At 78.1% G+C, this 10,901-nt stretch carries 11 protein-coding genes; all 11 read left to right on the top strand.

Annotation, left to right across the window (positions count from 1 at the left end; genetic code table 11):
* The first annotated feature begins 186 nt into the window (after positions 1-186).
* The 11 genes from WDZ17_RS08650 to WDZ17_RS08600 all read left to right on the top strand — a co-directional run bounded on the left by WDZ17_RS08650 (position 187) and on the right by WDZ17_RS08600 (position 10,810).
* The gene (locus tag WDZ17_RS08650) at positions 187-2,718 is read left to right on the top strand and encodes a [protein-PII] uridylyltransferase (RefSeq protein ID WP_339574746.1); all 2,532 of its coding nucleotides are present in this window, start codon (positions 187-189) and stop codon (positions 2,716-2,718) included.
* Positions 2,719-2,876: 158 nt separating this feature from the next.
* Positions 2,877-4,499, top strand: coding sequence for a signal recognition particle protein (gene ffh, locus WDZ17_RS08645; protein WP_339574745.1), 1,623 nt, complete (start codon positions 2,877-2,879; stop codon positions 4,497-4,499).
* A 16-nt stretch (positions 4,500-4,515) separates the two neighbouring features.
* Entirely contained in the window at positions 4,516-5,631 is a 1,116-nt protein-coding gene (locus WDZ17_RS08640; protein WP_422631908.1) for an amidohydrolase family protein, read from the top strand.
* 132 nt (positions 5,632-5,763) lie between these two features.
* Positions 5,764-6,207, top strand: coding sequence for a 30S ribosomal protein S16 (gene rpsP / locus WDZ17_RS08635; protein WP_339574743.1), 444 nt, complete (start codon positions 5,764-5,766; stop codon positions 6,205-6,207).
* Position 6,208: 1 nt separating this feature from the next.
* Positions 6,209-6,454 carry an RNA-binding protein gene (locus WDZ17_RS08630; RefSeq protein ID WP_339574742.1) on the top strand — a complete coding sequence of 82 codons (246 nt, stop codon included), beginning with the start codon at positions 6,209-6,211 and terminating at the stop codon, positions 6,452-6,454.
* A 196-nt stretch (positions 6,455-6,650) separates the two neighbouring features.
* Complete coding sequence (rimM, locus tag WDZ17_RS08625) at positions 6,651-7,250, top strand: ribosome maturation factor RimM (protein WP_339574741.1); 600 nt, start codon at positions 6,651-6,653, stop codon at positions 7,248-7,250.
* 2 nt (positions 7,251-7,252) lie between these two features.
* Positions 7,253-8,062, top strand: a complete 810-nt coding sequence (trmD, locus tag WDZ17_RS08620) for a tRNA (guanosine(37)-N1)-methyltransferase TrmD (RefSeq protein ID WP_339574740.1) — start codon at positions 7,253-7,255, stop codon at positions 8,060-8,062.
* Between the two features lie 230 nt (positions 8,063-8,292).
* Positions 8,293-8,649: a 50S ribosomal protein L19 gene (gene rplS / locus WDZ17_RS08615; protein ID WP_339574739.1), complete on the top strand. Its 357-nt coding sequence runs from the start codon at positions 8,293-8,295 to the stop codon at positions 8,647-8,649.
* 201 nt (positions 8,650-8,850) lie between these two features.
* On the top strand, positions 8,851-9,651 hold the full coding sequence (lepB, locus tag WDZ17_RS08610; RefSeq protein WP_339574738.1) for a signal peptidase I: 801 nt from the start codon (positions 8,851-8,853) through the stop codon (positions 9,649-9,651).
* Positions 9,648-10,505 (top strand): ribonuclease HII, encoded by an 858-nt coding sequence (rnhB, locus tag WDZ17_RS08605; RefSeq protein WP_339574737.1) that lies wholly within the window; start codon positions 9,648-9,650, stop codon positions 10,503-10,505. Before lepB ends, rnhB begins: the two co-directional genes overlap by 4 nt.
* The gene (locus tag WDZ17_RS08600) at positions 10,502-10,810 is read left to right on the top strand and encodes a DUF2469 domain-containing protein (RefSeq protein ID WP_339574736.1); all 309 of its coding nucleotides are present in this window, start codon (positions 10,502-10,504) and stop codon (positions 10,808-10,810) included. The genes rnhB and WDZ17_RS08600 overlap by 4 nt, the downstream gene beginning before the upstream one ends.
* Positions 10,811-10,901 lie beyond the last annotated feature (91 nt).

Raw genomic sequence — 10,901 nt, 5'->3', positions numbered from 1 at the left:
CCCCCCCCCCCCCCCCCCCCCCCCCCCCCCCCCCCCCCCCCCCCCCCCCCCCCCCCCCCCCCCCCCCCCCCCCCCCCCCCCCGGCGCGTCCCGCCCCGTGCACGGGTGGTGACGACGACGACAGCGCGTGGTGGGCGGCGAGCAGGGATCGCCCCAGGACGGTCGAGCGGACGAGGAAGGGGTCCCGTGGGGGCTGCGAGGACGGACGGCGAGCACGAGGGGGCGGGCCGGCGCCGCCGGGACCTGCGCACCGAGCGGCTCGCCCTCGCGGTGCGGGCGGGCCTCGACGACCGCGCGGCCGGGCCGGGCCGGCGGGAGCGGCTGGCCGGGCTCGTGGACGGCTGGCTCGCCCACGTCTGGGCGGACGCCCACGAGGGGGCCACGCAGCAGGGGGCCGCGCAGGAGGGAGCCGGGCCGCAGGCAGGCGCGCCCCGGGGGGCCGGGGGGGACGCCACCGGCGTCGCGCTCGTCGCCGTGGGCAGCCACGCGCGCCGGGAGGCCGGGCCGGCCAGCGACCTCGACCTCGTCCTCCTGCACGACGGCCGCGCGCGCGGCGACGAGGAGCTCTCCGCGCTCGCGGAGCGGATCTGGTACCCCGTGTGGGACTCCGGCCTGCGCCTGGACCACTCCGTGCGCTCGGTCGGCGACTGCCGCCAGGTCGCGGGCGAGGACCTCTCGGCCGCGACGGGCCTGCTCGACCTGCGGCCCCTCGCGGGGGACGCGGGGATGGCCCTGCACGCGCGCGAGGCCCTGCGCGAGGACTGGCGCCGCACGGCCCGCCGGCGCCTGCCGGAGCTGCTGGCGTCCGCGGCCGAGCGCGCGGCGGCGCAGGGCGAGCTCGCCTACCTCCTGGAGGGCGACCTCAAGGAAGCCCGCGGCGGGCTCCGCGACGCGGTCGTGCTGCAGTCGATCGTCGCGAGCTGGCTCGCGGACGCGCCGCACGGCTCCGCGACGGCTGCCCGCCTGCGGCTGCTCGACGTCCGGGACGCGCTGCACGCGGTGACCGGCCGCCCGGGGGAGCGGCTGGTCCTGCACGAGCAGGACGCCGTGGCGGTCGCCATGGGGCTCGAGGACGCCGACGCCCTGCTGGCCGAGGTCGCGCTCGCCGCGCGGGCCCTCGCCTGGGCCCTGGACATCACGGCGCGCAGCGCCGGCGGGGCGGCGACGACGCGGCGGTCCTGGCGCCGCCGGCGGCCGGTCCACCGCCAGGTCGAGGCCGACCTCGTCGAGCACGGCGGCGAGCTCTGCCTCGGCGCCGGCGCCCGGCCGTCCGCGGACCCGACCCTCGCCCTGCGGGCCGCCGCCGCCGCGGCCCGGGAGGGGCTGCCCCTGTCCCCGGTCACCGCCGGGCACCTCGCCACGGGCGCGGCCCCGCTGCCGGAGCCCTGGCCGGCCCCGGCACGGGCCGCGCTGCTGGAGGTGCTGGGCACCGGCGCGGCGCAGGTCCCCGTCTGGGAGACGCTGGACCAGGTGGGGCTGGTGACCGCCTGGCTGCCCGAGTGGGTCGCCGTCCGCAACCGCCCGCAGCGCACGGTCGTCCACCGGCACACCGTCGACCGTCACCTCGTCGAGACGTGCGTGCAGGCCGCCGACCTGCTCGCCGACGTGGCCCGCCCCGACCTGCTGCTGCTCACGTGCCTGCTGCACGACCTCGGCAAGGTGGCCGGCGCCCCCGATGACCGCCGGAGCCACAGCGAGGTCGGGGCCCCCCTGGCCGAGGCGGTGGCGCGCCGCACGGGCCTGCCCGAGGCCGACGTCGCGGACGTGCGGCGGCTCGTGCGCCACCACCTGGCCCTCGTCGACCTGGCCACCCGGCGCGACCCCGACGACCCGCGGACCGTCGCGGAGCTCGTCGACGTCGTCGACGGGCGCGAGGACCTCCTCGACCTCCTGCGGGCGCTCACCGAGGCGGACGCCCGCGCCGCCGGTCCCGCGGCCTGGACGGCGTGGCGCCGGCGCCTCGTCGACGACCTCGTCGTGCGCGCCCGCTCGGCGCTGCAGGGGCGCGAGCCGCCCGGGCCCGCCCCGCTCACCCCGGCCGAGCGGGGCCTCGTGGCCGCCGTCGTGGCCGACGGGAGCCCGCGCGTCGAGACGAGCCCCCTGCTGGGGCTGCACGGCGTGACCGTCGTCGCCCCGGACCGCCCGGGGCTGTTCGGCGACGTCGCGGGCCTGCTGGCCGCGCACGGCCTGGCGGTGCGCTCGGCGCTCGTGCGCACCGTCGACGACGTCGCGGTCGACACGTGGTGGGTGCACGGCAGCCGCGGCGTGCCGGACCCGGCCGTGCTGCGCACGGAGCTGCTGCGCCTGGCCGGCGGGGACGTCGCCGTGCTCGACCGGCTCGCCCGGCGGGACGCCGGCTGGCGCCCCCCGCGCCTGGCCGCCGACGCGGGGCCCCGGGTCCTCGTCGTCCCCGGCGCCTCCTCCGAGGCGACGGTGGTCGAGGTCCGCGCGGCCGACCGCCCGCGCCTGCTCCACCGCCTCGGCAGCGCCCTGCGCGACGAGCACGTCGACGTCCGCAGCGCCCACGTGGCCACGCACTCGGCGCGCGCCGTCGACGTGCTCTACCTCTGCGAGCCCGGGGGAGGCGCCCTCAGCCCGGCCCGCACCGCCCGCGTCGTCGGGGTGCTGACCGACGCGGCCTCGGGCGAGCCGGACGCCTTCCCCGCGGAGGCGACGCGGGCGGCGGCCACGGGCCGTCGGGGACCGGGCGCCGGGTGAGGGGTGGCCCATGGCCTCGACCCGCCGACCTGCCGCCTGCCCGACCTGCCGCCTGCCCGACCTGCCGCCTGCCCGACCGGCCTCCTCGCCGTCCTCGACCGGGCGCGGGCGGTGGGCGACCCACCGGGGTGCCGCGGCCCGACGGGTAGCCTCGCCGGGTGTTCTCCTCCCTCTCCGACCGCCTGTCGGCCACCTTCAAGGGCCTGCGCGGCAAGGGGCGCCTGTCCGAGGCGGACGTCGACGCGACCGTCCGCGAGATCCGCCGCGCCCTGCTCGACGCCGACGTCGCCCTGCCCGTCGTCCGGCAGTTCGCCGCCGTCGTGCGCGAGCGCGCGCTGTCCTCGGAGGTCTCCGGGGCGCTGAACCCGGCGCAGCAGGTCGTCAAGATCGTCCACGAGGAGCTCGTCGGCGTCCTCGGCGGCGAGACCCGCCGGCTGCGGTTCGCGAAGACCCCGCCCACGGTGATCATGCTGGCGGGCCTCCAGGGCGCCGGGAAGACGACGCTCGCCGGCAAGCTCGGCCGCTGGCTGCGGGACCAGGGGCACACGCCCCTGCTCGTCGCCGCCGACCTCCAGCGCCCGAACGCCGTCACGCAGCTGCAGGTCGTCGGCGAGCGGGCCGGCGTCGCCGTCTTCGCCCCCGAGCCGGGCAACGGCGTGGGGGACCCGGTGGACGTCGCCCGCCGCGGCGTCGCGTCCGCGCGGGAGCGGCACCACGACGTCGTCGTCGTCGACACGGCCGGTCGCCTCGGCGTCGACGCCGAGATGATGCAGCAGGCCGCCGACATCCGCTCCGCCACCTCGCCCGACGAGGTGCTCTTCGTCGTCGACGCGATGATCGGCCAGGACGCCGTGACGACGGCGCAGGCCTTCCTCGAGGGCGTCGAGCTCACCGGCGTCGTGCTGTCCAAGCTCGACGGCGACGCCCGCGGCGGCGCGGCGCTGTCGGTCGCGTCGGTCACCGGCCGGCCCGTGATGTTCGCCTCCACCGGCGAGGGGCTCGCGGACTTCGAGGTCTTCCACCCCGACCGCATGGCCTCGCGCATCCTCGACATGGGCGACGTGCTCACCCTCATCGAGCAGGCCGAGAAGGCGTTCGACGCCGAGACCAGCCAGGACCTCGCCCAGCGGTTCGCCAGCGGCGAGGACTTCACGCTCGACGACTTCCTCGTGCAGATGCAGGGCCTGCGCAACATGGGCTCGATCAAGAAGATGCTCGGGATGCTGCCGGGCATGGGGGAGCTGCGCGAGCAGCTGGAGAGCTTCGACGAGCGCGAGATCGACCGCATCGAAGCGATCGTGCGGTCCATGACGCCGGCCGAGCGCCGCGCGCCGAAGATCCTCAACGGCTCGCGCCGGGCGCGCATCGCCCGGGGGTCGGGACGCACCGTCACCGACGTCAACCAGCTCCTCGACCGCTTCGCCGACGCCCAGACGATGATGCGGTCGATGCGCAAGGGCGGCGGCATGCCCGGCATGGGGGGTCTGCCCGGGATGGGCGGCGGTGCGGCCGGCGCCCGTGGGCCCGGCGGCGGCATGCCCGGGTTGCCCGGCGGCGGCAAGAAGTCGCGGGGCAGGACGGCGCCGCCGCCGAAGAAGGGCAAGGCGAAGTCCGGCAACCCCGCCAAGCGGGCCCAGCAGCAGCAGCAGGGCGCCGCCGCCCGCAGCGCTCCCGCGGCGGGCTCGGCCTTCGGCCTCGGCGCAGGTCAGGGGCAGCAGGGCCAGCAGGTGACGGAGGACCTCGAGCTGCCCCCGGGCTTCGAGAAGTTCCTCGGCCGGTAGGTCCGGCGTGGCGCAGGTGCTGCACCTGACCGGGCGGGTCCTGCACGGGCCCGGCTCCGGGGCGGACGAGCACGTCACGCAGGGCCTGTGGGTCCTCGACGGGCGGGTCACCACGACCCGGCCGACGGGGGACCACGACGTCACCGCGCTGGACGGCTGGGTGGTGCCCGGCCTCGTCGACGCGCACTGCCACATCGGCCTCGGCGCCACCGGGGAGGTCGACCCCGGGACCGCGCAGGAGCAGGCGCGCACCGACCGGGACGCCGGGACCCTCCTCGTGCGGGACGCCGGCTCGCCCGCGGACACGCGCTGGGTGCAGGCCCGGGACGACCTCCCCCGGCTCGTGCGCGCCGGCCGGCACGTCGCCCGGACGCGCCGGTACCTGCGCGGCTTCGCCGAGGAGGTCGAGCCGCCCCAGCTCGTGGACGAGGTGCGCCGCCAGGCCCGCCGCGGCGACGGGTGGGTCAAGGTCGTCGGCGACTGGGTCGACCGCGAGGCCGGCGACCTCGCCCCCTGCTGGTCGCGCGCCGACCTCGTCGCCGCCGCCGCCGCGGCCCACGAGGAGGGGGCGCGGATCACCGCGCACGTCTTCGGCGCGGCCGCGCTCGCGGACGTCCTGGCCGCCGGGTTCGACGGCGTCGAGCACGCCACGGCGATGGGGCCCGACGAGGTGGCCGTGATGGCCGCGGCGGGCACCGCCGTCGTCCCGACCCTCGTCAACATCGGGACGTTCCCCGACATCGCGGCGCGGGGCGAGGGCAAGTTCCCGCGCTACGCCGCGCACATGCGGCGGCTCCACGCCCGGCGCCGGGAGGCGGTGGCGCTCGCCCACGAGGCGGGCGTCGCGCTCTTCGCGGGCACCGACGCGGGCGGGACGCTGCCGCACGGCATCCTCGCCGACGAGGTGGCCGAGCTGGCGCGCGCGGGCCTCGGTCCCGCCGCCGCGCTCGACGCGGCGTGCTGGTCCGCGCGCCGGTGGCTGGGGTTCCCCGCGCTGGAGGAGGGGGCGAGCGCCGACCTCCTGGTGCTGCCCGCCGACCCGCGCGAGGACGTCGCCGTCCTGGCGGCCCCCTCGGCCGTCGTGCTGCGGGGGCGGCAGGTCGCCCGGGGCGGGCGCCGTCTGGCACACTGACCCGCTGTACCGCGACCGTCCGGGGCCCTCTCTCCCCGGTCGGGCGCGAGTCCTGCAGCACCGCCGACGGCCGGACCCCCACCCGGCCGCGAGGCGGGCTCACCCCAGACGAACAGGGAGAACCCCTCCACCGTGGCAGTGAAGATCCGTCTCAAGCGCCTGGGCAAGATCCGGGCCCCGTACTACCGCGTCGTCGTGGCCGACTCGCGCACCAAGCGCGACGGCCGGGCGATCGAGGAGATCGGGAAGTACCACCCCACCGAGGAGCCCTCGCTCATCGAGATCGACTCCGAGCGCGCCCAGCACTGGCTCGGAGTCGGCGCGCAGCCGACCGAGCAGGTGGCCGTGCTGCTGAAGATCACCGGGGACTGGCAGAAGTTCAAGGGTCTCCCCGGGGCCGAGGGCACGCTGCGCCGGGCCGAGCCCGCGCCGGACCGTCGCGCGGCCTTCGAGGCCGCGGCTCGCGAGAGCGGCCCGGCGGAGCTGGCCCCCAAGCAGGACGTGACCGCGAAGGCGTCCGCGCCGAAGGCGTCGGAGTCCGCGCCGTCCGAGGACGCCCCGGCCGCGAAGGCCTGACGTGCTGGCCGACGCGCTCGAGCACCTCGTCCGCGGCATCGTGGACAACCCCGACGACGTCCGCGTCGCCAGCCGGTCGATGCGGCGGGGGACGGTGCTCGAGGTCCGGGTCAACCCGGACGACCTGGGACGGGTGATCGGCCGCGCCGGTCGCACGGCGCGGTCGCTGCGCACCGTCCTGTCCGCGCTCTCGCGGGGCGACGGCCCGGTGCGCGTCGACGTCGTGGACGTCGACCGCGCGCGCTGAGCCGCCGCACGACCCCCGCACCGGCGCGGCCCGCCGCGTCCGCCGGCCCGTCCGTCAGCCCCGCCCGCCCCGTGCGGGCGGGGCTGCGACGTCTCCGGCCACGACCGGGGCCGACCGCGCCCGACCCCGACCGCGCCTGACCCCGCCCGACCGTCCGCCGGAACCGGTCCGGCGCCGCACCTCCCGAGGAGGACCCGTGGAGCTCGTCGTCGCCCGTGCCGGCCGTGCCCACGGGCTGCGCGGGGAGGTCGCCCTGGAGGTGCGCACCGACGCGCCCGAGCGCCGTCTCGCGGTGGGGGCGGTCCTGCGCACGGACCCGGACGTCGGCGTCCTGACCGTCGCCTCGTCGCGCCAGCACCAGGGCCGACCGCTCGTCACCTTCGCCGAGGTCCCCGACCGCTCCGCGGCGGAAGACCTGCGCGGGGTGCTCCTGCTCGTCGACGTCGACCCGCAGGACCCGGACGAGGTCGAGGACGACGCCTGGCACCGCGACCAGCTCGTCGGCCTGCGCGCCGTGCTGGCGGACGGGCGGGACGTCGGCGAGGTGGTCGGCCTCGAGCACCTGCCCGCGCAGGACGCCCTCGTCGTGCGGCAGGCCTCCGGGGCGACCGCCCTGGTGCCCTTCGTCCGCGCGGTCGTGCCCGAGGTCGACGTCGCGGGCGGCCGCGTCGTCCTCGACCCGCCCGGGGGGCTGCTCGAGGTGGTGCCGGCACCGGACGGCGGCGACGACGACCGGGCGGACGACGGCGGCGGGGCGGACGACGGCGGCGGGGCGGACGACGGCGGCCGGGGCTGAGCGTGCGCGTCGACGTCGTCACGGTCTTCCCCGAGTACCTCGCCCCGCTGGGCCTGTCGCTGCTCGGGCGGGCGCAGCGGCTCGGCCTGCTGGCCGTCCACGTCCACGACCTGCGGGGCTGGGCGCCCGACCGTCACCGCACGGTCGACGACACGCCCGCGGGCGGCGGTGCCGGGATGGTGATGCTGCCGGAGCCCTGGGGCCGGGCGCTCGACGCCGTCCTCGTCGGGGAGGGCCCCGACGGCGCGGTGGGCGAGCGGCCGCCGGCCGCCGGTCCGACGGCGCCGCTGCTGCTGGTGCCCAGCCCGTCGGGCACTCCCCTGACCCAGGCGTGGGCGCACGAGCTGGCCGCCGAGCCGAGGCTCGTCCTCGCCTGCGGGCGCTACGAGGGCATCGACGAGCGCGTCCTCGACGACGCGGCCTCGCGCTACCGCGTGGAGCCCTTCAGCCTCGGCGACTACGTCCTCAACGGGGGCGAGGTCGCGGCCCTGGCGCTCGTCGAGGCCGTCGGCCGGCTGCTGCCCGGCGTTGTCGGCAACCCCGCCTCGCTGGAGGAGGAGTCGCACGAGCAGGGCCTGCTCGAGCACCCCGTCTACACACGTCCCGCCCGGTGGCGGGGCCTCGACGTGCCGGCGGTGCTCTCCTCGGGCCACCACGCCGAGGTGGCGCGCTGGCGCCGGGAGCAGGGGCTGCGCCGCACGGCCCGCCGGCGTCCGGACCTGCTCCGCGCGCTGCTCGACGCCGACCCGACGGCGCTCTCCGCGGACGACGTCGCCGTCCTCGCCGAGGAGGGCTGGGAGGCGCCGACCTGAGCAGGGCGTCGGGGCCGGGGGAGCCGTGCGCGGTCGGGGGGGACGGCCGTGCTGTGGCAGACTGGCGCGCCGAGCCGGACGACGGGCCCGCCCCTGCCGCAGGGGGCGCGCGGAGCCCGGAGGAGACCGGCGGCGATCCGCACGGCGGCTCGCGACGACGACACGACGCGTGGGGCCCGGTGCCCCACCACGAGTGCGCGACCGGCCTGCGGCGGCGCGTGGGAGACACCATGCAGATCCTCGACGGGCTCGACTCCTCCTCGCTGCGGGACGACGTCCCCGACTTCCGCCCCGGCGACACCGTCAAGGTGCACGTGAAGGTCGTCGAGGGCACGCGCTCGCGCGTCCAGCTCTTCCAGGGCGTCGTGATCCGCCGTCAGGGCGACGGCGTGCGCGAGACCTTCACGGTCCGCAAGGTCAGCTTCGGCGTCGGCGTGGAGCGCACCTTCCCGGTCCACACGCCGGCCATCGACCGCGTCGAGGTCGCGAGCCGCGGCGACGTCCGCCGCGCGAAGCTGTACTACCTGCGCGAGCTCCGCGGCAAGGCCGCCAAGATCAAGGAGAAGCGCGAGCCCGTCTCGCGCTGACGCACCACGACGCCCCCGCCCCGACGGTGCGGGGGCGTCGTCGTGCCCGCGCCCGTGCCGCACGGCGGACGGCCCGCACCGGGCCGGTGCCCGCGGCACCGGCCCGATGGTGCGAGGGTGGTGCTCCCACGCGGGGCGAGCGGACGGGCGGTGCGGCACGGTCGGCGACGGCGCCGCCGGCCACGGAGGGTGGAGGCACGGGTGAGCAGCAGGACGGGCGAGGAGCCGGTGGACGCGGACGAGGGGGACCTCGACCCGCCGCCGCGACGCCGCAGCGGCCCGCTGGCCGCCCTCCGCGAGGTCGTCGTCGTGGTCGTGACCGCCCTGGTGCTCTCGCTGCTCATCAAGACCTTCCTGGTGCAGGCCTTCTACATCCCGTCGGAGTCGATGCAGCCGACGCTCGAGGTGGGCGACAGGGTCCTCGTCAGCCGGCTCACGCCCGGGCCGTTCGACCTCGACCGCGGGGACGTCGTCGTCTTCACCGACCCGGGGGGCTGGCTCGAGCAGGCGCCGCAGCCGCAGCGCTCGGCGGTGGGGCAGGGCATCGCCGACGTGCTGTCCTTCGTCGGCGTCCTGCCCGAGGACTCCGGCGACCACCTCATCAAGCGCGTCGTCGGCCTCCCCGGCGACACCGTCTCGGCCGACGGCTCCGGCCCCGTGCTCGTCAACGGCGAGCCGCTCGACGAGCCGTACGTCTACCCGGGCGACCTCGCCAGCGCCGAGGCCTTCAGCGTCGTCGTGCCCGAGGGCCGGCTGTGGGTCATGGGGGACCACCGCGGCGACTCCCTCGACAGCCGTGCGCACCAGCAGCTCGACGGCGGCGGCACGGTGCCCGTGGAGGACGTCGTCGGCCGCGCCGTCCTGCTCGTCTGGCCGCTGAGCCGCTGGGACTGGTTGAGCCAGGGCGAGGACGCGTTCCGGCAGGTGCCGGAGCCGTCGTCGTCCGGCGTCGCGGGGGAGGGCGCCACCACCCCCGCGCCGACGGCCGTCCCGGGGTCGTGAGCGCCCCCACGACGCGCCGTGCCGCGAGCACCGGCCCGCGCTCGCGCACGCCCACGCTGCGCGCGGAGCGCGCGCTCCTGCGGGAGGGGCACGTCCTCGTCGCCGGCATGGACGAGGTCGGCCGCGGGGCCCTGGCCGGCCCGGTGAGCGTCGGCGTCGCCGTCGTCGACGCGGGCACGCCCACGGCGCCGGTCGGGCTGAGGGACTCCAAGCTGCTCTCCCCGGACGCGCGGGAGGTGCTGGCGCCGCGCGTGCGCCGCTGGGCGCTCGCCTGCGCCGTCGGCCACGCGAGCGCCGGTGAGGTGGACGCGCTCGGCGTGGTGCGGGCGCTGCGCCTCGCGGGGCGGCGCGCGCTGGCCGGGCTCGGCCTCGAGCCCGGCGTCGTCGTCCTCGACGGCTCCCACGACTGGCTCTCCACCCCCCGCCCGCGCGGTGCCGCCCGCGCGGACGCCTGGGCGGTCCGGACCCAGGTCAAGGCCGACCTGCGGTGCGCGGCCGTGGCCGCCGCGAGCGTCGTCGCCAAGACGGAGCGGGACGCGCTGATGCGCGACCTCGGCAGCGCCGACCCCCGCTACGGCTGGGTCGGGAACAAGGGCTACTCGGCGCCCGACCACCTGGCGGCGCTGCGCCGGCACGGCCCCGGCGTCCAGCACCGGCGCTCGTGGCGGCTGCCGCTGCAGGCCGCCCCCGCCGACGTGCCCGCACGCGGCGGCGAGGACGCCGCGGGGCCTCGGGAGGCCGGTGCGGAGGGCCCCGGGCGCCGCCCGACGGTGCCCCCGCTGTCAGGCAGGATGGTGGCGGACCAGCCGGTGCACGCGCCGGGGCGGAGCGGGTGGGAAGGTCGTCACGAGTGAGCGCCGAGGACCTCGAGGACTACGAGACCGAGATGGAGCTCGCGCTGTACCGCGAGTACCGCGACGTCGTCGGGCTCTTCTCGTACGTCGTCGAGACGGAGCGCCGGTTCTACCTGGCCAACTCGGTCGACCTCGTGCCGCGCAGCACCGACGGCGAGATCTGGTTCGAGCTCACGCTCGGGGACGCCTGGGTGTGGGACGTCTACCGCTCCAAGCGTTTCGTCAAGCAGGTCCGCGTGGTGACGTTCAAGGACGTCAACGTGGAGGAGCTGGCCAAGACCGAGCTCGAGGTCCCCGAGCCCTGACGCCCGCCCCGCGCGTCCGGCCGGACCTGCCCGGCTGACCACGGTCCCGGCGTCCACAGGGGCTGCGGGACGTCGTCCGTCCCCAGGTCCG

Origin of the sequence: Pseudokineococcus basanitobsidens (assembly GCF_037482545.1) — a bacterium.
Taxonomy (GTDB): domain Bacteria; phylum Actinomycetota; class Actinomycetes; order Actinomycetales; family Quadrisphaeraceae; genus Pseudokineococcus; species Pseudokineococcus basanitobsidens.
The sequence above is the reverse complement of the archived record's forward strand: the minus strand, read 5'-3'. Positions and strand labels throughout refer to the sequence as shown.